Origin of the sequence: Ferrimicrobium acidiphilum DSM 19497 (assembly GCF_000949255.1) — a bacterium.
In the GTDB taxonomy this organism is placed as follows: domain Bacteria; phylum Actinomycetota; class Acidimicrobiia; order Acidimicrobiales; family Acidimicrobiaceae; genus Ferrimicrobium; species Ferrimicrobium acidiphilum.
In genome coordinates this window covers 1-26,615 of the sequence record NZ_JXUW01000038.1, presented here as the reverse complement: position 1 = coordinate 26,615, position 26,615 = coordinate 1, and the positions used below count along the sequence as shown (strand labels likewise).

General features: G+C 57.0%; 19 protein-coding genes and 1 pseudogene. 10 read left to right on the top strand and 10 right to left on the bottom strand.

What is annotated here, in order from left to right; translation table 11 throughout:
- The first annotated feature begins 74 nt into the window (after window positions 1-74).
- From FEAC_RS13005 to FEAC_RS12995, 3 genes are all read left to right on the top strand, one after another.
- Complete coding sequence (locus FEAC_RS13005) at window positions 75-557, top strand: phage tail protein (protein WP_035390800.1); 483 nt, start codon at window positions 75-77, stop codon at window positions 555-557.
- Between the two features lie 156 nt (window positions 558-713).
- Window positions 714-1,370, top strand: coding sequence for a CIS tube protein (locus FEAC_RS13000; protein WP_035390832.1), 657 nt, complete (start codon window positions 714-716; stop codon window positions 1,368-1,370).
- Between the two features lie 2 nt (window positions 1,371-1,372).
- Window positions 1,373-3,133 (top strand): phage baseplate assembly protein V, encoded by a 1,761-nt coding sequence (locus FEAC_RS12995; RefSeq protein ID WP_035390830.1) that lies wholly within the window; start codon window positions 1,373-1,375, stop codon window positions 3,131-3,133.
- Between the two features lie 294 nt (window positions 3,134-3,427).
- Here the strand turns inward: FEAC_RS12995 and FEAC_RS15695 are convergent, their stop codons facing one another.
- Window positions 3,428-3,769 carry a hypothetical protein gene (locus FEAC_RS15695; RefSeq protein ID WP_052566428.1) on the bottom strand — a complete coding sequence of 114 codons (342 nt, stop codon included), beginning with the start codon at window positions 3,767-3,769 and terminating at the stop codon, window positions 3,428-3,430.
- Between the two features lie 1,049 nt (window positions 3,770-4,818).
- The gene (locus FEAC_RS14890; protein ID WP_236684662.1) at window positions 4,819-5,196 is read right to left on the bottom strand and encodes an RloB family protein; all 378 of its coding nucleotides are present in this window, start codon (window positions 5,194-5,196) and stop codon (window positions 4,819-4,821) included.
- Here FEAC_RS14890 and FEAC_RS16595 point away from each other — a divergent pair.
- Window positions 5,143-5,322 carry a hypothetical protein gene (locus FEAC_RS16595; RefSeq protein ID WP_236684661.1) on the top strand — a complete coding sequence of 60 codons (180 nt, stop codon included), beginning with the start codon at window positions 5,143-5,145 and terminating at the stop codon, window positions 5,320-5,322. The two genes, FEAC_RS14890 and FEAC_RS16595, sit on opposite strands and share 54 nt — an antisense overlap.
- A 133-nt stretch (window positions 5,323-5,455) precedes the next feature.
- Here the strand turns inward: FEAC_RS16595 and FEAC_RS12975 are convergent, their stop codons facing one another.
- From FEAC_RS12975 to FEAC_RS15825, 3 genes are all read right to left on the bottom strand, one after another.
- Window positions 5,456-6,760 (bottom strand): AAA family ATPase, encoded by a 1,305-nt coding sequence (locus FEAC_RS12975; RefSeq protein WP_035390818.1) that lies wholly within the window; start codon window positions 6,758-6,760, stop codon window positions 5,456-5,458.
- Between the two features lie 1,347 nt (window positions 6,761-8,107).
- Entirely contained in the window at window positions 8,108-9,112 is a 1,005-nt protein-coding gene (locus tag FEAC_RS14885) for an IS3 family transposase (protein ID WP_052566424.1), read from the bottom strand.
- Window positions 9,097-9,528 carry a hypothetical protein gene (locus FEAC_RS15825; protein ID WP_052566420.1) on the bottom strand — a complete coding sequence of 144 codons (432 nt, stop codon included), beginning with the start codon at window positions 9,526-9,528 and terminating at the stop codon, window positions 9,097-9,099. Before FEAC_RS15825 ends, FEAC_RS14885 begins: the two co-directional genes overlap by 16 nt.
- Before the next feature lie 73 nt (window positions 9,529-9,601).
- Between FEAC_RS15825 and FEAC_RS12955 the strand changes: the two genes are divergently transcribed.
- On the top strand, window positions 9,602-9,811 hold the full coding sequence (locus FEAC_RS12955) for a hypothetical protein (RefSeq protein ID WP_035390813.1): 210 nt from the start codon (window positions 9,602-9,604) through the stop codon (window positions 9,809-9,811).
- Between the two features lie 220 nt (window positions 9,812-10,031).
- On the opposite strand, the gene FEAC_RS12950 is transcribed toward FEAC_RS12955, so the two are convergent.
- The 5 genes from FEAC_RS12950 to FEAC_RS12930 are packed head-to-tail and all read right to left on the bottom strand — an operon-like array spanning window position 10,032 to window position 21,908.
- On the bottom strand, window positions 10,032-11,234 hold the full coding sequence (locus FEAC_RS12950; RefSeq protein ID WP_035390812.1) for an IS4 family transposase: 1,203 nt from the start codon (window positions 11,232-11,234) through the stop codon (window positions 10,032-10,034).
- Between the two features lie 52 nt (window positions 11,235-11,286).
- Window positions 11,287-16,764, bottom strand: coding sequence for a carboxypeptidase regulatory-like domain-containing protein (locus FEAC_RS12945; RefSeq protein WP_035390811.1), 5,478 nt, complete (start codon window positions 16,762-16,764; stop codon window positions 11,287-11,289).
- A complete protein-coding gene (locus FEAC_RS12940) occupies window positions 16,761-19,265 on the bottom strand; it encodes a carboxypeptidase-like regulatory domain-containing protein (RefSeq protein WP_035390810.1) in 2,505 nt (834 codons plus the stop codon). The genes FEAC_RS12945 and FEAC_RS12940 overlap by 4 nt, the downstream gene beginning before the upstream one ends.
- A gap of 1 nt (window position 19,266) precedes the next feature.
- The gene (locus tag FEAC_RS12935; RefSeq protein ID WP_052566417.1) at window positions 19,267-21,234 is read right to left on the bottom strand and encodes a carboxypeptidase-like regulatory domain-containing protein; all 1,968 of its coding nucleotides are present in this window, start codon (window positions 21,232-21,234) and stop codon (window positions 19,267-19,269) included.
- Window positions 21,231-21,908 (bottom strand): Pvc16 family protein, encoded by a 678-nt coding sequence (locus FEAC_RS12930; protein WP_052566415.1) that lies wholly within the window; start codon window positions 21,906-21,908, stop codon window positions 21,231-21,233. Before FEAC_RS12930 ends, FEAC_RS12935 begins: the two co-directional genes overlap by 4 nt.
- 385 nt (window positions 21,909-22,293) lie before the next feature.
- Here FEAC_RS12930 and FEAC_RS12925 point away from each other — a divergent pair, with 385 nt between their 5' ends.
- The 5 genes and pseudogenes from FEAC_RS12925 to FEAC_RS12905 form a co-directional block, all read left to right on the top strand.
- Window positions 22,294-22,782, top strand: coding sequence for a septum formation family protein (locus FEAC_RS12925; RefSeq protein ID WP_081901198.1), 489 nt, complete (start codon window positions 22,294-22,296; stop codon window positions 22,780-22,782).
- Window positions 22,783-22,891: 109 nt separating this feature from the next.
- Window positions 22,892-23,140, top strand: coding sequence for a pentapeptide repeat-containing protein (locus FEAC_RS16495; RefSeq protein WP_082055661.1), 249 nt, complete (start codon window positions 22,892-22,894; stop codon window positions 23,138-23,140).
- A gap of 11 nt (window positions 23,141-23,151) precedes the next feature.
- Window positions 23,152-25,251, top strand: a complete 2,100-nt coding sequence (locus FEAC_RS12915; RefSeq protein ID WP_035390803.1) for an ATP-binding protein — start codon at window positions 23,152-23,154, stop codon at window positions 25,249-25,251.
- Between the two features lie 141 nt (window positions 25,252-25,392).
- Window positions 25,393-25,773, top strand: a complete 381-nt coding sequence (locus tag FEAC_RS12910; RefSeq protein WP_035390801.1) for a DUF4280 domain-containing protein — start codon at window positions 25,393-25,395, stop codon at window positions 25,771-25,773.
- A gap of 571 nt (window positions 25,774-26,344) precedes the next feature.
- Window positions 26,345-26,615: pseudogene (locus tag FEAC_RS12905) on the top strand (phage tail sheath family protein); the annotation flags it as partial.

Genomic DNA, 26,615 nt, shown 5'->3' with positions numbered 1-26,615 from the left:
ATGAGTTCGTCATCTTCCGTATTAGCCAACAAAAGCAAGTAGCCAGCTAACCAAAGGACTAGGAGAGTACCCATATGGCACAGTTCAACCTGTTAAAGAACGACCCGTTAACGACGACCAACTTCTACATCGAGATCGACAGTGCATTCGTCACCAACGTCACCAGCGTTGATGGTCTAAACGTAGAGATCGAGGTCGCTGACTTCAACGAGCGCACCCAGAAGGGTCAGCTCGTCCAACACAAAGTGATGAGTAAGCCAAAGTGGAATGGTGAACTCACCATGAAGCGGATCGCTCCTCTTGATTCTGCCAACGACGACATCTGGAAGTGGTTCAACGACCTACGCACCAAGGGCATGACCGCCACCACCCGTACCAAGCCTCGTCGTCACGGCTCTGTAGTAGTCTATGACTCCGCTCTCACCGAGACCGCACGTTGGAACTTCTACGATGCCTGGCCCTCCAAGATCGAGTTCGCCAGCCTAGAGGCCTCCGCCAACGACGTCGCAGTAGAGACGATCACCCTCCAGTACGAGAAGCTCGAGCGAAAGAAGTAAGACCACCAGTGAAGACCCAATACGAATTCCTCCTCCCCCGTGGCTACATCGATGAGGCTGGGGGAGTGGTTTTGGGGGTTGTGAGGTATCTAAAGCTATGGCGGTGAGGTTGTCGATGACACTCCCCCAGCCTGATCACGAAGGAGAGGTACTTCGATGAGTCCTTCTGACTCGAAGGCTTTTCTCCAGACCGAGGGCAATGAGCGGATACCTTGCCTGTTCAACCCTGCCGAGCTTCTTCTGCAGCTGCGTAACAATTGGAGTGGCGATCCGATGCCTGGTGGAGCGACTCCGACGCTTCGCTACACCGGATCCGGGACTGGTATCCTGCGCTTGACCCTATTTTTCGACACCACAGATACAGGATCTGCAGTGACTACCTACACCTCTAAACTCGTTGGGCTACTTGAGGTCGACTCTAAGCTGCCTGGCACCACTGCGAGTACGAACAATGCAAGGCCGCAGTGGGTCGTCTTCAACTGGGGAGATTTCCACTCATTCAAGGCGGTGGTTGCCTCGGTGGATCTGGCGTTTGAATACTTCTCGTCTACGGGTACGCCGCTAAGAGCCAGGGCAGCGCTAGTCCTCGCACAATATGAAGAGGACATGGCCTTTGGTCCACAGAATCCGACCTCTGGAACTCCCAGACCTCACCGAGTCCACCGAGTCCAACCTGGTGAGACTCTCGACAGAATTGCTGCGGCACATCTAGGAGATGCCACTAGTTGGCGAGTGATTGCACAGGCCAATGGCATCGAGGATCCGCTTGCGGTGAAGCCTGGTACCCTGCTCGCGATTCCGGAGCGTTTCTAGCGATGTCGGTTACGTTGAGCCCCACGATTAGTCTCGCGGGTAGCGCGCTAGCGAGCAGTTGGCAGGGTGCTCTCTTGGAGGTTCATGCAGAGCTTGTCCTCTCTCGGCCCGCACGGTTGGTGCTTCGTTTCGCAGATCCTGGCTACTCTTTGTTGTCGAAGAATACGGTAGCGCTTGGGATGCAGGTGAGTCTCACGGTTCCGGGAGCATCGAGCCCGCTGTTGACTGGGGAAGTTACCGAGGTCGGCTGTGAACAGCGAGAGGGCGAGCAGCCGGAGTTGATCGTAGTCGCACACGACCAGAGCCACCGGCTCGCTAGGATGTCCAACGTCGGCACCTATCTGAGTATGGGTGTCAATGATGTCGTTACGTCTCTCGCACAGGCAGCTGGACTGACGCCTTCGGTGTCAGGAAGCCTTCCGACCATCGACTATCTGATGCAGGTCGACACCAATCTCGGACTCCTTGATGAGCTCGCCGCTCGTACTGGTTGTGATTGGTGGGTGGAGGGGTCGGATTTACATTTCGCTCCTCCCGCGAGTGTTCGGACCATTCAACTGACGCTCGGTAAGACGTTGCGGTCGTTTTCGGCACGAGCGACGGGTTACCACGCGGATAAGGTGGTAGTCGATGGTTGGAATCGTGATGAGCAGGAGGTGGTGACCGGCACGGCATCGAGTGCGTCCACTGCTGTGTTGTCGACATCTCCGTTGGCGAAGCTGGTGGAGAGCCCGGGCACCGCTTTTGGCGATGCCTCGATCGTCACCTCATCAATAGGTGCGAACACACAGGAAGAGGCAGCAACCCTGAGTCAGGTCCTGCTGGATCGCCAGGCTGCCTCTTCGGTGGAGGCATGGGGAGTAGCCGACGGCACCGTCGCTCTTGCACTGACAGATATTGTGGAGGTGGGGGGCGCTGGTCCCCTGAACGGCAAGTATCCAGTTACGAGCATTGACTTTAGCTACCGTCCCCATCGAGGGTCGTTACTTCGCTTTCGGTGTGGAGATCGTCGCCGGTCGCCGGCGATGGGTCTAGGAGGGCGTGGATCTGAAAATCATGGGTCGGTAGTCTCACATCCGGGGTTGATCGTAGGACTGGTTACCAATATCAACGATCCGAACAAACAGGGCCGTGTGAAGGTTCGCTTCCCTGGCCTCTCCTCGAAGGATGAGAGTGCATGGGCGCGACTGACCGGTATTGGTGGAGGCAACAACCGAGGTTCGGTCTTTGTCCCGGAAGTCAACGACGAGGTTTTGGTCGCCTTCGAGGGAGGAGACACCAGACTCCCGGTCGTAATCGGTGGACTCTATGGTTCAAAGTCAGTAATACCGACTCCAGACATCGACAATGGCCAAGTTCAGAGTCGACAGCTACAGTCACGACTTGGTCACTACTTTAGGTTTCTCGATGGTACGAGCTCTGCCAACCAAGCGATCGAGCTCGCTTTGAGTGGTGGCCAAAATCTGATCCATCTCGGCAAGGACAAACTGACCCTACAGGTCCCGAGCAACACACCGGTCGACGTCATCGCTGGCAACTCGACCATCAGTGTCGCCGCTAGCGGTGCAATCACTATGAAGGCTCAATCTATATCGATCCAGGCTCAAACCTCCCTCGAGCTCAAGGCGGCTACCATCTCGGTGGATGCGAGCAGTGCGCTGTCGTTGCAGGCAGACGCTGCTACCACTTTGAAGGGTTCAACTGTGCAGGTCCAGAGCTCCGGAGCGATGACGATCGTGGGTGCCTCGGTGGCGATCAATTGAATGCCTCAGGTCTATCGCAAGTCCTGGGGCGGAGGAGTCCGATGGTCCATACGTCGATAGTGGAGTTAGATGCGAGAACGTATGGCGCCGAGTGTATGGCAGTGCGGCCACCTGGAGCAGGATCCTCTCGGAGTAATGGTTGGGGCCCGAGTTGCTCCCGGGAAGTGCTGGACTCTAGCTATGGGAAGGACGGAGAGCGAAGATGAGTGTTTCTGTTACCTGCCCGAGCTGTGGTACTGAGAGCTTTTTTGATGAGTTGACACGAGATGCCGAGGCCTTCTGCCGCAGCTGTGACTACCCATTGTTCTGGACACAGGCGTCGCGCTCATCTGCTGGCGATGACATGACGCAGGCGTATGGATTGAGACGTCTTCCGGGAGCGGGAGGTCGGGAGGCGATCGCAACTATAGCCTGTCCGCAGTGTTCGGAGCCTAACGTATTGGCGCGACGTATCTGTATCAGATGTGGCGCAGATCTGCGCCCACTACCACGATTGCCAGAACCGATACCCGAGCCAGAACCGATACCCGAGCCAGAACCAGAACCGATACCCGAGCCAGAACCAGAACCTCGGCCCATCTGGCCCTTGGTGGTCGGCTTATCGAGTTCGGCAATTTTGGTGCTCATCATCCTCATTCTGGTTGCTCATTAGGTTGCGCACCAGAAGAGTATGACACCAGTTCTGGGAGCTACGGTGAATGAGGTCCGTCGTCACGAGCAGATAGCCTTGTCTGTTCCGATAGTGACCCACCGTAGCCTCTATGGCCGGTTGGATCTTCCGTGTGTGGACCTCCTAACCCAAGTGACAGATCTCCTGAGGACTCATAATCCCTTTGTCGTGGGTTCGAATCCCACCGGGCCCACCAGGTAAGGGCATGTTTGAACCCTGTGAACTCGCAGGAAAACCCAACAAGGCCCCCAAGGTGGCTAGGGTGTCAGCGAAACGTGTGCTCCTGGAAAGCCTGCGACCTTTGTAATGACGTGGCTCCCCGCACGTGCAACCTTTGGAATATGAACGCTTGTCTCATCTCCACTCCGCTCGACCCTCTCTCGGTTGAGGTGGACCACGTAGTGTTCACCACTCCATTCTCATCTGTGACTTCGCCGAAGAGGGGCGACGGGGAGAGGCGCATCTTCTCGAGAGAACACTGCATGCCTGGCATGATGAGATCTTGGCCCGGCATAGCGCATTCGTGACAATGGGCTTAGTGAATCGATGAACAGCCTCATAAAGCGGATCAAGCACTTCGCCGTTGGAGTAGCGAACTTTGCGCATGTTTGTGCCCGTGTGCTCTTGACGGCTGGAAACCATGACTGGTCTCTCTTGTCCCAAGAAACCCGGGGTTATTCACTTGTTCCTCTGACGCACGGAGTCCATGCCTCGTAGGCAGATCTGCTTCTCGATGATCAACCGGCTCTGACAAGATCCCGCCTCTCCTTCACCGTCGACAGGTCCCTGTACCTTCAACCCATGAAATGGTCGATTATCTCTTGTGCAGTTCCCCTGAGCAGTACTTGGTGTATCTAATACTGGTCAGTGATTGCCGCTAATTTCCGAAGATCTGGAAAAGCCTGAATCTGGGGTGGATGCCATGATGCAGCCGCCATGGCGCTGCCCTGCTCATCCTTGTCCCGCACCGATAGTGTGGCATCGATGGCGGGTCTCGATCAATGAGGCGACTGACCTAGCCGATCACGTGGCGCGACGATGCTTGATGGTCGCGAGGAGCCGATGCATTCCAGAGGATGGATTGTCGCGGGGGAAGGCGGTGCCGTTCATCGAGCTCTTCGGCCCGTCTTGCCGCATCACGAACGAGTGGCATGTAGATAGCCGCATCGATTCCCTTGTTATCTGATCGGTCGAGCTTCTGACGGAGGCGGCGTGCAGTATTGTTGTTCAGCCAGGAACCGTGATCCTGGAAGTGAAGGATGAGCCAGAGCTCGAAGCACGGATTGGAGATCGCAAGCTCGATGCCACCCTGTCGCGCCTGCTCGATGGCATCTCGCAAGTGGGGATGGTTTTGTGGCCACTCGACGTCGAACACGCACCAGAACTCGTCGATCTCACCTTCTTCATCGAGAGCCTTCCGGCGTGCATCAGCCGCCAGCGAGACGAGGGTACAGACCCTCCCCCGTGCCCAGTCTTTACCCGAAGATCTACCGCCGCAAAGTCACGCACCCATGGTTGACGCTTCAAGGCGTCAAGGTACTCCGGCTCGGTTCGCTCCCCTTCGCAGAAGATCAGAATCGTCTTTCGTGGCTGGCGGACCGCAACCCGACGTTTGAGCGGCCGCTCTCGATCCCTCCGACGGTTCGCGGTCATTACACATCGCTCGAGACCAGACCGAGCGCTCGGCGCAGCGTGAACTGGTCGAGCTCGGGGACTGCACCGAACCTTCCCTGGAGGTAGGCTCGCTCCAGGTTTAGTGACTTTCGTACCTTGTCGCCGCCGTACTCCGCCAACGCGGTCAAGGTGGTGGCACCGCTTTGGTTCTTCTCGGTCAGCCAGACTTCGTCTCGGTTCAGGTAGTTGAGAAGGCTCGTGTCGTGCGTGGTGAAGATGAGTTGGGCGCCGTGGGGGTTCGTTTCGGGATCCTGGAACAGCTCGAGCAGGCGCGCCGACAGTCGGGGGTGAAGGCTCGCATCGATCTCGTCGAAGAGGAGGATTCGGCCATTTCGAAGAGCGTCCAACGTCGGCCCGATGAGCGCGAACCAGGTCTGGGTGCCCGCCGACTCCTCCTCGAGATCAAAGGACAGCTCCTGTCCCGAGACGCGATGGATGAGCCTCAGCTGCCTCCGTGGCTCTCGTCGTGCCTGAGGCGTGACTTGGCCATGGTTAAGGTCGTCGTCCACGATCTGCACGTCGTCGATCCCGAGATCGGCGAACCGGAGCAGAGCCAAGGCGGACTCGCGCGGCGATGGCTGAACGAAGTCTGTATCGTCGAAGATGGAGGACTGCATTGAGGTGCCTTGGCCGTCGAACAGGCGCCCAGTCTCAGACACCCCGGGCATGCCCGTTCCGAACGGCCGCCGTGACGGCGCCCGACGGCGTAAGCCGAGGACCCTGATTCCAGCAAGTGAGCGTGCGAAGTGCTGCACCTCGGGCTCGTCGAAGCGCATGGCCGCCGAGAGCGCCAGCGTGGTCCCGGTCAGCAGCTCCCTCGTTCCAGATAACGCACCGAGGCCCCGCCGGAAGTGGATGTCGGATCCTTCTCGCTCGAAGAGCACACGTCTACGACGCTCCGGATAGCTGTACAAGCCCTCGAACAGCACCTCGGTGTCGTCCACCTCAAGCCGATACGCGTACCGCACGCCGTCGATGACCATCTCCACTGCGTACACCGACGACGAGTGCGGTCCCTCGCCGAACTTGAACGGGTCGCGAGGGATGAACTGATCCCAAGCTCGCAACGATCGGGCTGCGGCCATCGAAAGCCAGGCGAGCGCCTCGATAACGTTCGACTTGCCGGAAGCATTCGGTCCATAGACGCCGGCCACTGCCAGCACTCGCTCAGCAAGCAGGTTGAATGCCCGGACCGAGGGTCTGCCCTCGTCGACGGCGACCATGGACAGCTCGACGGGCTCCAGGATCGACCGGTGATTGGAAACCTCGAATCTGAGCAGCATACCTCTATGTTAGCAGTGTAAATGAGCGTTTAGAGGCTCATCCGTAAGAGGCTAACGTAATCACCTTCGAACATGCATCGAATTGCAGCTTCCCCAGCAGCAGTACTATTGGATGCGACTAAGACAACGCATGAAGCCCGTGGCTTTTACAGACTGACATTTTAGCGGCCTTTGGATCGGCGAAGTGAGGGGAGAAATTGTTTAAGGTGAAGATGACACACTCTCCTTTCCTTCCAAGAACGAGAGCATGAGTGCAGAGCGTACCGGAGTTACTAAATACAGGCGGAACTTGTGCACACGTCCCCTTCTGGTTCAGAACAATACCCCATACCTCAATCGACTCTGTGCCACTGTTGGGTCCATCAGATGACCTATTCGCAAAGATCACGACGCCCACCAGAAGCAGCAAAAGAAGGATAGCGATCAAGATTTGTGGTTGTAGAAGTCGCTTCGTGTTCATCGATCGTCCTCACCTATCCGTAGCGTTAAATGGCCCCAGGTGTCCGAGTTCCAGCCCTGTCATGTCTCAGCCGCATCAGTATCCCCGTAATTGGACCAATAGAGGGTGAAGGTATTGCCAGAGCTTATCGGTCCAGGATAGGCGTCGGTAACTTCGGAATCGTCGTTGTGCCAATCATACATGTCTAGGTAGTTATGGCTCCAGTTCCCAACACCGTTCCAGGTGCTTCCCTGTTCCGCATTGGCCCCAATGTCCTTGACAACGGAGAGAGCATTCTCAAGGACTAACTCACGATTGAGCGTATCGAACCTGGTGCACTGTACTTCTCAGGAGTGGTCGACCCTATGACAGTCTTCGAACAGGGTTCGGCGCTTGCCAAGGTTGGTTTGTAAATCTACGTCTCGCTCTTTCGTTGCGCTGCTACTTGTGGCTTAAGGAAGCCCTCAACGTCTAGTCAATGTAACCTGCCAGCGGTGCAAAGCCAGTAGTTGCCGAGGAGCTGGTGTAAACATTCTCTCGAATTGGTAAGAACTTAGCCATTTCGGTTACCTATGAGGCTAGCAAGGATAACAGAGTATTTTATAGCGACAGGACGTTTCCAGAGTGGCTTCCTGCGACCATAGGGGGATCCCTTGGGTGCACTAGACCGCGCGCAGATAGTGCTCTTTGCAATCAGAGCCCAGCGATGCGATGGACCAGACGGTAGCCTCGGCTTACTTGTCGCTGTCGATCGTGTTGAAGAGACAAGTGAGACATCTGATCCTATAGCAGTGACTAGCATCTTGTGTAATCAGCTAATGCTAGCATTTTCTTATGGCGGAAGGTCTCTACAGAATATGTACGAAGTACTCATCAGTTTAATATCCAAAACGTTAACTTCCGGCCGGCTAAGGACTCTCTTTCATCTCCTCTTCAGTTGGTCGGTTGATCCAGACCTCGGTGTTGAGAGTGGGTGGGGTTGGAACCTTGTTTACAAAGCGTTCGGGGTGGTTTTGATAGGCGCCTCTGAGAACCTCGGCTCTTCGTTCGGTGATCGCTTCGGCGTATCCCTCATGGACATCAGCTGGGGTCATGAGTGCAATGCCTGAATGGTGGTGCTCGTACTGGTACCAGCTGAAGAACTTTGCAAAGAAGGTCCTCGCCTCTTCGATGGTTTCAAAACGTTCAGGGAAGTCTCCTCGGTACTTCAAGGTTTTGAACTGGGCTTCTGAGTAGGGGTTGTCATTAGAGGTATGGGGGCGTGAGTGGGTCTTTCTCACCCCGAGGGTGGCAAGGAACTCCGCGACACTGTGTGAAGCCATCGAGGCTCCATTATCGGCATGAATCGTCAACTGGTTCGGATCGACGCCTTCTTTGGTGATCGCCTCATCCATGAGCTCTCTGGCGAGCTCAGCACTCTCGTGATCCTCGATCCTCCAGTTCATAATCCCCCGAGAGTAGATGTCTAAGATCACATAGAGCTGCCAGTAGATCCCCTTGGAGGGACCCTTGAGCTTGCTTATGTCCCAACTCCAAACCTGGCCTGGTCCCGTCGCTAGGAGCTCTGGCTTTACCCGGGTGGGATGGGTTGCTTGGCGTCGTCGCTCTCTTGTCTCACCCACTTCTGCCAAGATCCTATAGATGGTGGCCACCGAGGCGAGATAGATACCCTCATCGAGGAGCGTGGCATAGATCTCTCGAACCGAGGAGTCACAGAAACGCTCCGAGTGACACACCTCCAAGATGTGGGCGCGCTCGGCATCACTTAGACGCCTTGGGCTCGGCTTTCTTGGCTTTGGTTCTCTCACCGGGGGATCTACCAGGTAGTAATAGCTTGAACGCGCAATACCAAGACAATCACAGGCATTCTCTAGACCAATGGTCTCCCTTAGTTCATCTACTCCTTTGACAATGGCGGCGTTGGCTCTCGTAGATCCTCGGCACTCCCTTGCGAGAGCTCTTCTAGCAGTGCCGATAATTTTCCCTGGACTTCAATTACCTTTCGTGATTTGGCCAGCTCCAGGCGAAGTCTCTCATTCTCACGTTCGAGCTCTCTTAGCCGAGCTCTCTCTGGATTGGTCTTTGGTCCACGTTTGCGCGAGAGTGCCTTTGCACTCTGTTGGTCAATCACCCGTCTCCACTCGGTAATCTGCGACGAGAAGAGTCCCTCTCGTCGCAAGAGCTCACCCTTTTGTCCCTGGGGGCAGGAGTCGTACTCTTTTAAGATCCTCGCCTTGTAACTCGGGGAGAGTACTCGTCTCGTTGCTTTGGGTGGGACCGTCACCTCTTGGGTTGTTTTGTTCTCCACCGTTTCATCGTAGGTAGCCATCTCAACATCTCAGCCTTCTCGCCCTCATTGAATTATTTTTCAATCCGCGCACACACTGATACTGAGACCTAGGGTGGCTTCAACCCGTGCTACGTTCACGTTAGACAAGTGGCTGGCATCGCGCGCTCTCGAGCTCGGCATCAATGTCTCTGCGGCGGCGCGCCAGGGCGTTGCCGATGCGGTGCACGACGCGCTGCTGCGAGCGGATCGTGATGCGTATGTGAAGAACCGGGAAGATGTCGATGGCTTCTGGGCGGATGCAGAGGAATGGGGCGGGACATGAGGTGCTGTCAGATTTGGCTAGCCCCAATACCGTTCAGTTAAGCACTAGCACACAGATCTGCGGCGGATGCTCAGGTTGAGGCCAGTGGTGATGATGCAGGCGTTTGCCTGCCCACTTGAGGACCTTGCGCTTGACTACTCGAGGGTTCGAGCTCAATCGACGCGGCGGGTTGAGACGCTTCGCGAGGGTGTCCATGGCAAAGACCCAGATAAGTTCAGCTTCAGCTGTTCCTACCGGGGGAAAAATTGCCCTTTGCGACAGAGTACCGGGCGATACGTAAAGCAGCGACAAAGGAGATTCGATCTGGGTCATGTCCGCTATGTCTTGCGGTATCAGCCATGAGGACCCTGATGGCGTAGTGACAGCAAAGGTGTCCCCAGATCTCTTGGTAGATGAGTTCTGGAGACTTTGAACGCAAGACCTCTCTCGCTCCTCGCTGGTGGGTCTTTAATTCGTCAAAGGTAGTCTCTATCTCCCAGCGTTCTGAATAGAGCTTGGCCAACTCTTTGGCCGGTGCGATGACGGGATCCAACAAGGTGGTAATTAGCCGGTATTGACCGTCCCCATCGATGGTGTAGTCAATGACACGTACCCTGTGGGGATCTCTCCCGCCACGATCCGTCCCAGAGGTAGGCCGAATGGAGGCGATCCAAGAGCCATCGGATAAGGTCTGTTCATGATGCGGGGACAGGGTGGACTTAACTCGAAAGAGCAGATCAGCACCGGTACTGGTAGCTTGCTCCCACAGGTTGAATCCATAGAGGCCCCGATCAGCTAACACTAACATCCCCGGGGAAAGACGGCTGATGAGTTCTCGCGCGAATTCAACCTCAGAGCTGGTACAGGGGCCGATGACGGCATCGACGATCGCATGGGTTCCACACTCGGCCAGAGCCACCATGCGTGCCTGAGGGAAGGCAGAGCGATCTCCTCGGCTCGAGGGAGGACGACCAAAGTGAGCCTCATTGGCCTCGGTATCGGCAATATCTAAACACGTGCCATCGATCGCCATCACGCGCCTTGTCGCGAACCAGGATCCAGGAGTATCTGGGGTAGCTAAAGGGCGTACAACCTTGGTGAAGAGATTACGCACTGGTTCTGCACCCAACCGGAGTCGAGCTTGAAAGAGTGCAGACTTTGACGGGGGCTTTAACGACTCAGTCCAACCCTTGGACCATGACAGGCCATCGGAGAGCTGGGAGAAGACATCCTCATAGGAGCCCTCTGAATACATCGCCATGCCAATGGCAAAGTAGACCATCACTCGGGCAGGCAGAACCCGGTTACGAATCTCCCTCCGGCCAGCATCATCGATCGCCGCATCGACAACCTCTGGAGGGAACACCCTCGTGAGCAGACCAATTGAGACGAGATCGGATAATCGACGATCAGTGGGAGGCTTTACCCAACCAGAACGTGGCATAGATACACTTTACCACAGAGGAATCCGTAACTGAACGGTATTGAGCCTAGGGCTAGGGCGAAAGACTGAAATCCTGACTCTCGGCTGACGTTGATGATGATAATGGTGTAAAGGTAGCTGGCGATGTCGATGGTGAGGTCGGGGTTGACGTATATCCACTGGCACTGGCACTGGCACTAATAGTATATTGCACGCCGCTGGTGAGGTAATAGAGTTTGTAGCTGCAGGTAGCGGTTTTGCTGGTGCTACTACTGGCTGTGCAAGTTGTCTCCGGACCTGCGGTCGAGGATACCGATGCCTGGATGGTTGCTGTAACCGAGGTGGTGCCTGATGCAAACGTTACTGTGACTGTCCCGGTTACCTCCCCTTGCTCGACCGTCACAGTGGTGGTGCTGGGGCTTGCTTCGTCGGGGCAGAGGTCGACCGTTGGGAGTGGTGTCGGCTGAGCAGGCATGCCGGTGTTGGTGACGTTGATGGTGTAGACGTCAGGGGGAACACTAGCGAATGAGGCTACGTACGAGGGTTTGCCATTACTGGTGGTTATCTGCGCAGCCTGGGCGCTTTCGACAGCCGCGGGTGGGGTCGCAAGCAGCTCGTGTCCCGATGAGCAGGAGATTTGCGTAGTCGCTGCGGTGTCGGCCGTCAAGGTTACGGTCGCCCCAACTAGGTCAGAGCTACTCACCCCGGTTGGTGAGTTGATGGTGACATTGAGCGCTTCTGCTGATGCGTATACAGTGAAGTTGTCCACGGTCGGATTCGGGAAATTGGTAGCAAAGGACACCGGAGTCTGTTCAAGATAGCCAGAACTAGAAGCGACGGTGATCTGATAGCTCCCTGCCGGGACCGGATCAGAGAATTGGTAGCTGCCATCTGGGCCGGTAATGGCGGTCTCGGATGTGAAAGTGCTGTTGGTTGAGGTGGCCGACAGGGTGAGTGTCAGTCCAGCGATCGGGGTAGATGAGGGACTGGTCGCGGTGGCGGAGACGTAGACCGTTCCCCCGACCGTTGATGTGTCTTGGGTAAGCGTTGCCGAGAGTACACCAGGTGCGCTGCCCACCTCGTAGGAGAGAGGGCCCAGATAGGAGCTGGTGTAGCCGGTTGCGGTGATTGCGAAAGTCCACTTTGTTGGTGCCAGGTCGAAACTGAAACTCGCGGTACATGTTTGCGATGAGCAGCTACTCGTGACGATCTGCGCGGCAACCGAAGGACCAGATGTCGTTATAGGGGTGACAGTAACCGAGGCTGGATTTGTTCCAGTGGTGACTGTCAAAGCCTGAGTTACCGGAGTAGCTACCAGGTCAATGGTAGTTGGACTGCCGGGTGTAATCGTGGATGTTGTTGGTTGCTCATACCCTGCGCTCGACGAGATCCCAATCGTGTATTCGGTGGCCGAAAGGGGATTTGTCGCCTCCGATGGAATGACGAACTCGCCGTTGGCTGAACTAGTTCCACTCGCGATCTTCGTCAAAGAAGAGCAAGTCCCAGTGGTAGTAGATTTGCATATATAGATCGAAGTGTTAGGGATCGGGCTTGTTGGTGCGTTGGCATACGGTGATCCCTCGAGTGCCCCCTCGATGTAGGTGAGCTTTGGCGTGCGTGTCGACGAGGTCGTGACTGTGTTCACAGCCTGGTATGTAAGCACTCCATCGAGTGTGATCTGGTACAGGTACGATCCACTCGAACAGCCGAAGGTGGTGACGGTTGGGGAGCTTGAGGATGTCGTAAGGCCAGCGAACTCGACTGATCCACTCGGTACTGATCCACTCGATGAGGTGAAACTAATGGGGCTTCCTAGCTGTGACCCAGTGCCACAGAGTAGCGTCGCTGAGGCAGAGTTGGCCGAGAGTGGAGGGAGGTTCGCTGGAGCGAGAGTGAGTGTTGTGTTAGTGAGGTCGAGCGTTTGATTACAGTCGTTGGTGCTGGTGCATAGCCCAACGGTCACCGTCTCTGGCACTAGCTCGATACCGGTGCCAGAACCTGAGACCTGGTAGATCCCAGGTTCTGCATAGCCGCTTGAGTGTCCAGTCGCTGGATCTGCCCAGTTGTAGGTTGTGTCATTGTTCGTATTGATAGCGATCGAGGTCGTTGAAGAGAGCGTATTTGTCGTCGCATCGGGGGTGATCGTGCTGGGCTGGACCGCTAAGGTCGACAAACCTGAAGGAGCGTTGACGCTGACGCTGACCGGTGTTGGGGTGAGGAGTTCACTTATCGATGTGGAGCTAGATCCTCCAGCTGCTGGGATCGTGATTTGCTGTGAGAATGCCTCGAATCCAGGGGCTGTCACATGCAGTACCGCGGAGGTGCTGATCAGGCCGGCGAGGTCGCTGGCTGGAAAGCTCCAAACTTCTGTGCCACTACTCGATTTGGTGACGGTAGCAGCGATACTAGTCCGCTGTAGTTGTCCAGCGAGCGAGGACGCCTGGTAGCCGTTGATTCCCGACAGCGTTACAGATATAGAGTTTGTCACCGTAGGGCACGGAGAGCTGTTCGTGGATCCGATGCTGCAATCTATTACCGATCCGCTCTCGGTGGTGTCGATGAACGGAAAGCTGAGGCCTATCTGGAAGCTCTGAAACTGAGGTGTTAAGAAGATCGAGTTGGTCGAACCGTTGGGTTCGGCGGTGAACGAGGTTGCTTGAGTGGCAATAGGGGTGCCCGAGAGGCTAGTGCATGACGAAGGAGAATTTGCGTACTGTGCGATCTCTACCGAATAGGTGGTTCCTAGCGTTAAGTTGGCAAAGCTCGCGACCCCGTTGGATCCAGTCTGCCCGTAGATTGATCCGCTGGAGCTACCCTTCGGAGACAGGGTGACACAGGCGTTCGCGATCGGTTCTGGCAGGGCAGAACCATTAGCTGAGCTGATGAGCTCCTCTACGAGCACCGAATAGGTTGGAGTAGTACTGAGTTCGAGCTGTTGGGTGAGGTTTTGCCCGTTGGTTATGTCGACGGCGATCTGTGTCGACTCAAAGCAGGTAGCTGAGGCTTTGAGGATGTAGTTGCCGGGTGCAACTCCGGTGAAGCTGTAGTCATCAGTACTGGTCGCTGACGCGGAAGCGATCACCTTCGAGTTCTGTGTGAGCTGCACCGAGGCAGCCGTTACCGTGCAGCCGGGCACATTCGCCTGACCAATCGGCTCATTGTTGAGCGCGTCAAGAAACTGCCCAGAGATCGACGAGAGCTCGCCGAGAACTATAGTTGGCGCGGTTATAGTGCCGCCTGATGAAACATCGACCTGTTGGGACTGGGTGGTGTAGCCATTCGAGCTGTTGGTGGTGACCTTGGTGCCAACAGCGGTGATGTTGGCAACTCCCGGAGCTACGTTGTGAATGGTGTAGGTGCCATTTGCGTTGGTGGTGGTGACCTGGGTACCGTTGAGCTCGATAGGTACTGAGGGGAGGGCGCCGCCGACCGCTCCGTTCACTGTTCCGGTGATAGTGGCATCGTTGATACCACCAGCGGGCGCGAGGGACAGGGAAAGGTTCGATGTCGTCGTAGCTCCTGCTGTCAGCGTCACGTTAGTGGAGGTGGTGGTAAATCCATAACCCTCAGCAGTGAGTGTGTAGACCCCCGGTAGCACCTGGGGGAACTGGTACTGAACCGTCGATGACCCTGGCGCACGTGAGGTACTCAACGTCTTGTAAACCTGCGTACCACCAGAGAGTACGAGCCCTATCGTCGTCGTCGCATTGGTTTTGGTCGTTGACGGTAGCGTGATAGTGCCAGTTAGGTTCCCCCCTGACTGCGAGAGGACGGTGTTGACGGTTGTGTTTCCGTTGAGGTTGATATCCTCGGTTTGGGTCTGGTAGCCGGAGCCGCCGATGGTGAGTATCCAATGAGCTGGTATCGTCAAGTTGGGCAGCGCGTACGCCCCCACCTTGCCGACGGTAAATGAGGTAGCACTAACCGTCTGGACGCCGTCGGTCGCCGTGACCTTCGCACCACCGAGTGGTTGGTCCGTCGTTGCCGAGCTGATGACACCGGTAATGGAGCCGACGTTAGCGCTCAGATGGGTGTTGACATTCGACTTAGATGCGGACGGACCAAGGGTAACGGTGGTGACCTGGGTGCCGTAACCAGCAGCCGAGACCTGGACAAGATAGCTGCCTGGGGTTGATAGCTGGGAGACCGTCCAGTCTCCGATCCCTGAGCCGGTGGAGGTGGTATGGGTCACAAAGTTGAGAAGACCATTTGAGACCGTAACTTTAGCGTTGCCTAGTGGGCCGTTCGGTCCTAGGACGGCTCCGCTGAGCGTGCCAGTCCCTGGGACAAGGGTGACGCTGAGACTGATGCGTTGGCCACTTCGAGGCGATGGTAGCAGGACTTTATGGGTGGTGAAGCCAGGCTTCGAGAAGGTGACCAGGTAACTGACACCTGCTTTGAGCCCAGCCAGTACGAAGGCCCCGTCAGGGGCTGTGTAGGTGGTGACTTGGGGGCCGAGTTGGGTGTTAGCGGCGGCATTGAAGCTGGCACTTGAGGTGTTGGCGTAGATCACGCCCGCATTTGAGCTCGGGGAGTGGCTAGAGGTATTCGCGGCAGTTGCCGGTGGAGTTGCGGTTTCTGGGGTGGCGGTGACCTGTACACCTCCTGGCGAGGAACCTCCAACGGTGCCCACCAAGGTGACGGTCTGGGTGTTGGCACCAGCAGGCGATTTTGTTGACGTTGACGACGACGGTGACGTTGACGACGACGGTGAGGAACCCTTTTGGGATGCGTTCCTTTTCGCCGCTGTTGTCGTAGCTCGTGTAGTTGGATTGGGTACAGTCTGTGCGGCGACAGCCCTACGATGCAGACTGCTGTCGAAGGCGCTAATCCCGATAGAAGCGAGTGCACCCCAGACGAGGAGTACCGCGAGGAGTACCGCAACCTTGGAGGTTCTAGATCCGAGCATCGGATGCGAGACAAAGGCAGCGGTGAGTTCGACCGGACGAGTTCTACCGTGGGCCACGATTGCGAACGGGTGACGCTGGACGGAGCCGGTAAGCCTCCGTCTTGTCACGACTCTGCCGGTCACCGAGCCTTCCTGTCCAGCAAGGATCAGCGGTTTAGGGTCATCGAAGTGTACTCGCATGCCGTTTGAGGTGGTGGTCGCCGAGAGGGTGTAGTGCTCTGGCTGTAGGCCGCGATTGCGCAGGATCACTCGAAAAGCGCCGGCGTGACGCCCCTCTATCTCGGATGGATCGAGGCGCGCCGACATTGAACGAGCGTCGCCGACGGTAACCGAGAAGGTGGCATAGCGTGAACCGGTTGTCGAGCCCACGGACGAGGCGCGAAGCGTTACCGGGAGCGTGGCTGCAGGATAGCTCCTCGGAATTGTGATGACAACGTCGAGTTCGACGGTGCTCTTTGCCTCTAGGGCGAGGTCTGGGCCCGGGAGTTGATACCAGCCGCTCTCGAGTCCCCAAAGCTCAAGCCGCAGCAGGAGTTGCTCGTCGATGTCGTTCTGGAGTTGTACCCGAACCGGAGTAGCCTCACCCGGAGCGAGGAGCACATCCTCAACAGAGAGGTTAAAGAGTGGTGTTGCTGAGTTCATCCGTTCACCTGTAGTTGAATTTGACACGAAGTTGTAGTGGTGGAGCCGTTGACCGCGCAGACCGTCACTCCAGCTTGTGTGGTTACGTTGTAGGAGGTGGCTGGAGCACTACCTGGCGGGTATGCGATGGTGACCAGGTAGGACTGCGGAGCCTCAAGGTTCGAAAGCGTGAAGTTACCATTGGAGTCGGTAGTGGCGGTCGCGAGTGGGGTCGCCCCTGGGGCGTACTGCGCGGAGAGATACAGGTCGATCACAGCACCGTTGATGGGCTGTCCTGAGCTAGCATGCACAACCTGTCCGGTGATGGCTGCCGCTGGAGAGAGCTGCTGGTTTTTGGTCAGACTCTCACCCGCGGTGAGGGTCACGATAGTGGAGACCGGCAGCCCTCCAACCCGGGTGAAGTTGAGCGTGTACGTTCCCGGCTTCACCCCGGCGAGTAGGTACGCACCTGGCGTTGGAGAGGACGCAGTCTGGACGGAGTAGGTCGCGGCACCGGAGACGAGCTCCACGGTCGCATTAGCGATACCACCACCAGAGGTCTGGGTGACGACCCCCGAGACTGAGGAGGAGTTAGTCACCATAGAGGTGTTCACTCCGGTCGCATTTGGGGTGCCACTGGAGAGGTCTACGATGACCGTCTGACTTAAGAGGTCGGGTCGGCTAAAGGTTACCGTGTACGTCCCAGGAACAGAGAGGTTTGCGATCGTAAACGAGCCCACCTTGCCGGTGCTTGCAGTGACCGTGGTCAAGGTTTTCGATCCAAAGTTGGTCGTGACCGTCACGCCTCCAGCTGGTGTGTTTGCCGGGGTGGTTACGACTCCGCTGATGGATCCGACGCCTGGTTGGAGGGTGACCAGTATGCCCGAGACCTGTTGACTTGGCGCAAGGGTGACACTCAAGGTCTGGGCTGCATATCCGGGAGCTGTGACCTGAAGGCTGACGTCTGCAGGGGTGGAGAGATCGGTGAGCGTGAAGTCTCCTAGTTTTGGAGCTGTTGTGAGCGAGACCGTCGAACTAGTGGCGGTACCCACGGTTGCTGCGATGGTAGCGCCACCGATTGGACCTGACGGACCCTCAACGGTGCCAGAGATCACCCCGTTACCTGGCGTTAGCACCAGGCTGATTCCAGACTGGCTCTGTCCACTCGCCAGCGTGACCGTCTGGACGACTGGTGCATCTCCATTCTTGGTGAGTACTAGCTGGTAGGTCTCTGGAGAGGGAATATTGGTGAAGGAGAAGCTGCCAGAGGCGGTCAGTGTCGTCTTGGCGACGATGATGCCGTTTGCGACTGCGGTAGCGCCGCTGTTGGATCCGGTCGAGACCGATGCAAGGGGGTTCGCCGCCGGGAGTTGGAGAGCTAGTTCGGCACCCGCTGGGGAGAGGCCAGTCACGCCCCCCGAGACCGTTACCGGTAGGGCGCCGATGGAGATGTTGATTCCTGTGCGCTTCTGGCCGTTGGCGACCACGACCTTCTGGCCGTTGGCGCTGGTGGTGCTGTCTGGGTACCAGAGCTGAGAGAAGCCTGCCCCGGTGAATGAAAGATCATAGGAGCCGGCGGCTAACGATGCAAAACTGTAGCTGCCGTTAGCGTTGGTCGCTACCGACGCGGCGGGAGAGGAGAGGTTTGATGTCTGATAGAGGTCGACGGTGACCCCGCTGACCGGTGCCTGGGTAGTGGCGAGTTTGACAGATCCTGAGATCGAGGCGGTACCGGCGATCGCTTTGTTCTGTGAAGCCTGCGCGACTTGGAGCGCGAGCTGACTGTTGGCGTTTGACCGGTCCACGACCTGGGAGAGGGAACCGGCGATTACCGCTGCGAAGATGGTGCCCGCTATTACCAAGCCAAGCAGCGCGAGTACACCGCGACTAAGCCGGGGACTCTGCACCCACGAACCTTGAGTGCTGACAACCTGTTCCCGAACTGAGGTACTGATCTGGTAGCTTCGAACCTTTGGGCTCCCGAACCATGGCCGCTTTGCTCGTAGGCGGCCGGTTGCTAGGAACTGTTCGCCAGGTTGTAGGTTTATCACCTCCGGTTCGAAGCTGAAGGCGACCTCCTCTGGATCATCGTGACCCTGGAGTCTCGCGTCGATCTCGGAGGTGCCATTATTGAGGAGCACAACTCCAATACGCGCCTCCTTTGGCGCAGTCGTACTCGGAGGGTCGAGCGAGAGTCGCATAGCGGATCGCTCTGGGATGACGAGCTCGCCGCGTACCTGTTCATTCTCGATCGGCGGCGTGAGTGACTCGACCTCAATTACGAACTGGCGAGTACCAGATGGAACACCCAATGGCAGTGTGAGGTGGATCGTAGTAGAGCCGGTGTCATCTGGAAAAAGTGAGATAACCTCATCGTCGATCCTGACCCAGGAGGGATCGAGACCCAAAACCTTGATCTGATGACTTGCGATCACGCTCGCGGTATTGGTAACTGTGAGCGAGAAGACGGCCTCGCGGCCTGGTTCGATGCTCTGGCGAGTCGGTGTTAGAACGATGCGCATCTCAGCCTGCCTGCGATGATGAGCTAAGCACGATCGTGGGAGCGGTAACCGTCTTTCCTGCTACCACCGTCACCTGTACGGTGTTGGACAGATAGCCATTTAGCGTCGCGGTGATCGAATAGGTGCCCGGCGAGACCTCTGGGAGCTCGAAGCTCCCCGCCGGTGAGGAGGCACTCACTGTAGTCACCGTCGTCGATCCGTCGGTAAGCGTGACGGTGGCACCTGCTAGCCCACTACCTGTGGAGCTATTAACGCTGCCGACGATGGTGCTCGTTGATGGGGCGAGGGTTGCGTCTATGTTCGAGGCTGTTGCGTTGGTAGCGAGGGTAACATCGAGCGTCTTTGCCTCATAGCCAGGTGCTGAGAAGGTGATCGCATACGTTCCTGGCGTCGGGAGGTTGGCGAGTAGGTACGATCCGATAGGTCCACTCGTCGGTGTTGCGGTAGTTATCTTGGTGCCGGAGCCAGTAGCAGTGACCGTGACCCCTCCTAGGGGTTGTCCGGCCGCAGAGACGGTACCGGTGATGGTGCCTTGGGCTGCGACGAGTACAACGGTGTTGGCGGAGTAGTGGGCACCGCCGGACAGTACGTCGACCGATTGTCCCACGGTGAAGCCAGAGGAGGAGAAGCTCAAGTCATACGTTCCTGGTGTCGGGAGGTTGGCGAGTGTGTAGCCGCCGCTGGAGTTGGTAGTCGTGGTGGCCAAAGGAGCTGCGGTTTTGCTAACGACGCCACCGTTCTCCGGCAGCACCGTCACCGTCACCGTCGGAGATGGGCTCTCTCCGGTGTCAACCGTCCCCGTGATCGAGCCAGGGAGCCCTTGAGCGCTTAGGCGTAGATTACCGATAGTGCGCAGCGACTGCACATCGATCAGCTTGGCGGAGGCGAACGAGGTCGTATCCGGATACCAGGTGGTCCGGAACCCAGTCGCCGATACACTCAGTGCGTACTTGCCAGGTGCAAGGCCCGGAATCGACCAACCTCCGTTCGACGCAGTCGCAGCCGAGGCGACAAGATGTACGTTGGATCCATCAACGGAGAACGCCTGCACCGTCAACCGGCCGACTCCCTGTTTGGTGCTGGTCGCATCGACGGTCCCAGTTAGGGTTCCTCCGATACCGATCGCGACGCCGCTCTTTGGCACCGCGCCAGCAGGAGCGACCGTCTTTCCTTTAGCAGCAGAGGATGCATAAAACGACGCTGGCACCACCTTAGAGAGCGGCGTCGTCCCAAGTGCGTGTGTCAACGCGAGCACGACAATGATCGCCCAGGCCGCCACGATGGCTCCGAGGATGAGCAGTGTTCGCGCACCTCGAGGGATCATAGGCCGTTGGACGAAGGTGACCTGTGTCTTTGTCTGTGTCTCAGGCGAGGTGGAGATAAAATCGATGGGGTAGGCGAGCTCGTTGCCGAAGAACTTGCGCTTGGCGCGCACGTTTATGGTGGCTACGCTGCTCTCGTCTGGGTCGAGCGTCATCGTCGGTGGGTTGCAAGAGACGCGCAGCGCGTGACTCGCCTCCTTCGCACCTAGGTCTATCTCTAGACTCGAATTCCCGCGGTTTGTACACGTGATTGCAAAACTGCCCTTGGCGCGTTTGGTGAGCCTTGTGGGTTGCGCGAGAAGCTCGATCGCTGCGACAGGCATGACCTGAACTGAGAGAGGGATCCTCTCTATAGTCGTAGCATCGCTTGTGGAGACGATCACCATGTGGAGATCGAGCTCGCCAGCCCTGACGCCCGCTCCTGGGGTGAGCTCGATCCGCACCGAGCCGCTGTCGTCAGGGAAGAGAGCGATCAGATCGGGCTCAACCGACCAGTGGAGCGCCTCTGGCCCCTCAACGTGTACGCGAATAGCGTCAATGACCGGGCTGGCGTTCGTGATCTCCAGGCCGACGGTGGCCGATTCACCTGGGGTAAGGCGATCGACTGACTCGACAACTCGACAGCGAAGCGTCGGCTTGGCGGTCATTTTGACTCTCTTGGAGGCTGTGGTTTTCCCTCCATAACAAGGGCTGAGCCATCGCGACGACGTCGAAGCGGCCGCGCGTCCTCGGGCTCTGGACTAGGTGCCGCATCACTACTCGGCCTGTCTATACCATGTAGACCCGTTGTGACCGAGACCGACTCGATAGGAGCACCACGCTCCAACCAACTCCCTATCTCTGCAGGCACCAACAGACAGAAGCTCAACCCAAGCCTGCTCTTGCCCGGCTCCCATGAGCTAGTCGGATACGCCTCCTCCTGACTGCTAAGTTCGAGCCCGATGCGCAGACCCTGGAGTGGTTCCGGCAGGATAGCCTTTGGCAGCTTGTCGTTGAGGAGGATCGTTGTCAGCAACCGTCCGAGGAGCTCGTGTTCGTCACGTAGCTCACCAGCTACCACGGTGACGAAGTAGCGAAAGTTGAGAATTGGCGAGGGTGGACGTCTAGCTGGTCTCGCACTACCGACTGCATCCTCAAACCCACCACGATTGAGCTGCCAGTTTTGGGATATATCCCAAAGGTAGATCACAAAGGTTGGGCGTGCCAACCCAGCCTCCGAGAAGGATGATGGAGCGCCACAGACGACATCAGCGACGTGCTCGGAGACTCCTACGACCTGTCGTACGAAGGACTCCACAGCGGCATCGATATGGTGAATCATGATCTCCCCCTCACGATTGCGGCACACAGCCCAGAACTTCTCGGCAACACACGACACCCCAGCGTCTAGATCACGTTCTTGGCCACACGATTCTAGCACAAGTTTCAGATAATTGAAGTGGAGAAACTGCGTAGTTCATGAACCTTAATATCCATAAACTGTTGACCGCTCCAGGACTTGAACGATGGTCTTTGTAATCGTGAATACATTGTCTGGATTCGAGGGCATTGAGCCTTATTCACCTCCTCCTGGATCGTCATTGCGTGTCTCTTGGCCTTGACAGCGGGTAACGAAGTACACCCCAGACTGGTCGGTCAACCTTGATGGCATTGAGATACTTCAGAGGTTCGGTCGGAGCGAGTGGCTTAGAGCTAGAATCTGGAACATGGGTGTCAGGGGAGTTAAAACTTCGAGGTGGCGGTCTCGTCTGGCCGTGGTAATTTGCTGTACTATCTTCGCCGTATTGACCTCCGGCTGTGGGCTCACGTCCTCCAACCAGTCGCAGGCGGTTTCGGTCTTTAAGCTCGCCGTTGGTGATTGTCTGGTCCCCCCGACCAAGATCCAGGCCGATCTCACCTCGATCACCGTGGTTAGCTGTAATCTGGCGCACACTCAGCAGGTCTTTGGTATTGCCAAACTCTCTGGCTCCTCTTCGAGCTATCCGACCACACAGACTCTAGATGCGCAGGCAAACGGTCTGTGCTTGGATAAGTTCGCACAGTTTGTTGGCATTCCTTATCAGAAGTCGAAGCTGTTCTTCACCTATATGCTCCCGTCAGTCGGCAGTTGGTCGGCGGGTGACAGATCTGTCGTCTGTGTTCTCGAGTCGGTAACCGGTCCTTTGCATCGATCTGCTAAGGGTTCGAAGCTCTAGCGACTGGTAGAGGGCTACGATCCTGATTGTTGTGTGCGTTGCCTCTGTCTAGCGAGCCTCTTGGAACTCCGACCATGCATGCCTCGCTGCGCTCCGACCAGGCTCGCCCATGCTCATCGTGGAGGAGTGGTTGAACGATCAGCTGGCATCGGACAGAGCCAAGTTGGACAGAGCCAAGTTGGACAGAGCCAAGTTGGACAGAGCCAAGTTGGACAGAGCCAAGTTGGACAGAGCCAAGTTGGACAGAGCCAAGTTGGACAGAGCCAAGTTGGACAGAGCCAAGTTGGACGTAAGGAGAGACTCGATACGCTGTAGCGGATCTCGTCTGGACAGCCGGCCGTCGAGTGACGGCAGATAGGGTGGGGGCCTGTGGACACTGAAGGTGGTGCTGAGCTCGAGACCCTGATAGCGCTGCTTGACCAGCGGTTAGCCGTATTGGTGGGCGAGCGGAAGCAGGCGGGCAGCGATCCTGGAGATGCTTTCCGAGGGCTGTACCTCTCAGAGGAGGATGTTGATCGTGCTCTTGGGGCCGACGGCCAATCTTCTCTCGGATGGGTAGAGGTAGAGCTATTTGAGTTCGACGACCTCGTTCCGGTTGTTCCTGACCTCTGTGAGCGGTTCAAGTGGAGCCCAAGAGGCAGGATCACTGCGTTGATGTCCCGCTTTGGTCTAAGCGCCGTCGACTGTTTTCTGCTCGTGATCGCCGCAGCGCCGGACATCACCCGCAACTACGAGCGCCTATTCGCCTACATCAATGACGACGTTAGCCACCGACGAGCCTCGATTGGACTTGCACTCGAGCTCTGTGGTGCCGACGACGAGGATCCTCTGGCGCGTCAGTACCTGATGGAGGAGTCACCGTTGCTCAGGAGTGGGCTTATCACGATTGAGAATCGAGATGCACCGTTCTTGCATCGCGATCTTCGGGTCGATACCGACGTCGTTGATTTTCTGCTCGGTGGGTCGAGCCTGGATGCATCGCTGCCTCTGTCTAGCGAGGAGATTATCTCGGCGATTACCACGGCCGTGTCTGCCGACGATGCCGATAGAGTCGCCGCAATGTTAAGCCGCGGAACAGGGTTGGTCTACCTGATAGATCGACCGGGATCGGTCGCGAGGGCGTTGGGAGCGGCTGGCTTTGCCCACCTGGAGATGCCCATCCTCTCGGTGGAGCTTGACCATCTTGGTGCTGATGCTGACCTAGTCGACATAGTGAAAAGATCGCTGCGAACTGCACGAATGAGAGGTGCCGGTCTGTTGATTGGGCCCATCGATCGGCTTGTCATGAACGAACCTGGAGGAGTGCGGCTACTTGCCAACGCTGATCAACCCGTAGTTCTGGTCGGGAATGTTAGCTGGGATCCACGCTGGTCGAGTAGACCCCCGCATCTGTTTCAGGCACCGATCTTGGATCAGTTGGCACGTCGTCAGCTGCTCGGCGAGCTCGCGAAGTTCGATCGATCCGACCCTCTCTCGGATGGCCACGAGGAGATGTTTGAACAATTCACACTTCGCCCTGAAGAGCTTGCACGCGCGGTTGCCTATGGGCGCGCTCAGGCCGCTGCGTTCGGTCGTTCGCTGCGCCCGAGCGATCTTATCGATGGAGCACGACTGCAGAACAGCTCCGGGCTCGAGCGTCTCACGAGGCGAGTTCATCCCTTTGCCGACTGGGATGATCTAGTCGTGCCCACTGCAGTCAAGTCCAGACTTCGCAGCATTTCGCAACGAGCACGCTACCGGCACGTCGTCATCGACGAGTGGGGGATGAGGCCAGGTGGTGGGAGAGGTGCGGGGGTGGTAGCCCTCTTCTTTGGTGAGTCTGGAACTGGCAAGACGTTGGCGGCTGAGGTAATCGCACACGAGTTGGGGCTGGATCTCTACACTGTCAACCTGGCTACAGTAGTCGACAAGTATGTGGGGGAGACCGAGAAGAACCTAGAAGCGATCTTTACGCAAGCCATAGGCGTGAACGGGGTTCTCTTCTTCGACGAGGCCGATGCTCTGTTTGGAAAGCGATCCGAAGGCGGCGATGCCCATGATCGTTATGCCAATATCGAGGTAGCCTATCTGCTGCAACGAATTGAGGCCTTCGACGGACTCGCGATCTTGGCGACAAACCTACGTGCGAATATGGATTCAGCCTTTGTCCGTCGCATCGATGTGGTGGTCGACTTCCCGATGCCTAACGCCGCTCAGCGACTCGCCCTCTGGCAGCGCTATCTCCCTGCGAGCTTTCCGAGGGATGATGATGTCGATTTGGAGTTTATGGCCCGCTCATTCCGACTCACCGGAGGCGCCATTCACAACATATGCACCACCAGCGCCTTTGACGCCTACGGCGGTGATGGCCGGATTGCCATGTCTTCGATTGTGCGCGCCACCCAGCGTGAACTCGAGAAGCTTGGCCGACTCTGTGTTGAGTCGGAGTTTGGACCCTACTTCGGGATGATAGAGACTCCCACTGACTGATCAAACATGTTCACTGTCCGCTTTCGCTAGCGCACTCGTTCTGCTAGTGTAAGGAGCGGAGTCGTTCTAGGTCTTTGATGGATCTCCATCAGTAGCGGAACGATCGGGCCAAGAGGTAGGTAGAAAGGGGAGGCGGACACGATGGCAAGTCCTCCGGTAGTGAGCGAGGCTACCTGCATGTGTAGCTTCGGACTCGCCCCAGCGGTGATTCAGATACCTCCAGTGACCGGAGTGACCATCGAGGGGCGGCCGGCGGCCACCATCATGAACTCGATGATTGATAACATTCCTACTTTCGATATGTGTTCGACACTCTCAAACCCAGAGGTCGCAGCAGCGACAGCCGCCAAGCTCGGTGTTATGACGCCGATGCCGTGTGTCCCTGTGCTTAGTCCATGGATTCCCGTATCCACCACGCTCATTGGGGGTCAACCGGCCCTAGTTGCCGGCTCCACCTGTCTCTGTGCCTATGGAGGAGTCGTCGAGATTACCTTTCCAGGTACGACTGGTGTTGTTCTCTGATCTGTTCGTAAGTGAGGTCGTCGCTGATTCGTGAGTAGTTAGGAGAGCCTCCGGCTCCGGAGCAGGCCTCGCTAACGTGATTTTGCGATCTTCTTTCACCGCTATCGCGTTCGAACTCCAGCTCAACCTCACTGCGGATTCACTGGTTCGCCTAGACGTTGGCTCGGTAAGCAACTGGCCTTTATACATTCTCTGATTATCCTTCCACTCCTGAAGGATGAGGCCTGTTGGCGTACCCCTATCGCAACCAAATGCCTGCCACGTCCAGATGACGGCGATATCATCTCCTAGCCTTTCTCGAGATCGAAGCCATCCCCCCACCATCAATACACCTCCTCTAAATCGCTTGACACTCCCCTTATCTTGAGATATAATCCAGAACTGGCCGGGGTTTTCATTTAGGGGGTCATCCCTTTATAGGGGGTTAATACATCTAGGGGATCTCCTCCTCTGGTGGGTCTTCCGGCTTTGGGTGGGTAATCGCATAGCTCCTCACAACAAGGGTTAGCTATCGGTGACCACGTGTGCTGTTGCCGTTGAGACTGTTGCCGATGAGAGGAGTTCTACTACCATGCCTACTTATACCGCTCCTGGGGTCTATGTTGAAGAGGTTCCATCCTCTCAAAAGAGCCTTAGTGCGGCTGCAACCGCTATAGCCGCCTTCGTTGGCTTTACCGAGGTTGCACCGACCGACGATCCCTCCGACCCTGAGGGGACCAAACCCCGTCTAGTAACCAGCTGGACCCAGTTCGAAGAGCTCTACGGTGGCTTTGTCAACGGCTACATGCTCCCGCTCTCTGTCTATGGCTACTTCCAAAACGGAGGTTCGATCGCCTACATCG

Excerpts from the sequence above, each read along its gene's own strand:
- FEAC_RS13005 (WP_035390800.1), top strand. The coding sequence starts at position 75 with ATGGCACAGTTCAACCTGTTAAAGAACGACCCGTTAACGACGACCAAC.
- FEAC_RS13000 (WP_035390832.1), top strand. The coding sequence starts at position 714 with ATGAGTCCTTCTGACTCGAAGGCTTTTCTCCAGACCGAGGGCAATGAG.
- FEAC_RS12995 (WP_035390830.1), top strand. The coding sequence starts at position 1,373 with ATGTCGGTTACGTTGAGCCCCACGATTAGTCTCGCGGGTAGCGCGCTA.
- FEAC_RS15695 (WP_052566428.1), bottom strand. The coding sequence starts at position 3,769 with ATGAGGATGATGAGCACCAAAATTGCCGAACTCGATAAGCCGACCACC.
- FEAC_RS12975 (WP_035390818.1), bottom strand. The coding sequence starts at position 6,760 with ATGCTGCTCAGATTCGAGGTTTCCAATCACCGGTCGATCCTGGAGCCC.
- FEAC_RS15825 (WP_052566420.1), bottom strand. The coding sequence starts at position 9,528 with ATGGCTACCTACGATGAAACGGTGGAGAACAAAACAACCCAAGAGGTG.
- FEAC_RS12950 (WP_035390812.1), bottom strand. The coding sequence starts at position 11,234 with ATGCCACGTTCTGGTTGGGTAAAGCCTCCCACTGATCGTCGATTATCC.
- FEAC_RS12945 (WP_035390811.1), bottom strand. The coding sequence starts at position 16,764 with ATGAACTCAGCAACACCACTCTTTAACCTCTCTGTTGAGGATGTGCTC.
- FEAC_RS12940 (WP_035390810.1), bottom strand. The coding sequence starts at position 19,265 with ATGCGCATCGTTCTAACACCGACTCGCCAGAGCATCGAACCAGGCCGC.
- FEAC_RS12935 (WP_052566417.1), bottom strand. The coding sequence starts at position 21,234 with ATGACCGCCAAGCCGACGCTTCGCTGTCGAGTTGTCGAGTCAGTCGAT.
- FEAC_RS12930 (WP_052566415.1), bottom strand. The coding sequence starts at position 21,908 with ATGATTCACCATATCGATGCCGCTGTGGAGTCCTTCGTACGACAGGTC.
- FEAC_RS12925 (WP_081901198.1), top strand. The coding sequence starts at position 22,294 with ATGGGTGTCAGGGGAGTTAAAACTTCGAGGTGGCGGTCTCGTCTGGCC.
- FEAC_RS16495 (WP_082055661.1), top strand. The coding sequence starts at position 22,892 with ATGCTCATCGTGGAGGAGTGGTTGAACGATCAGCTGGCATCGGACAGA.
- FEAC_RS12910 (WP_035390801.1), top strand. The coding sequence starts at position 25,393 with ATGGCAAGTCCTCCGGTAGTGAGCGAGGCTACCTGCATGTGTAGCTTC.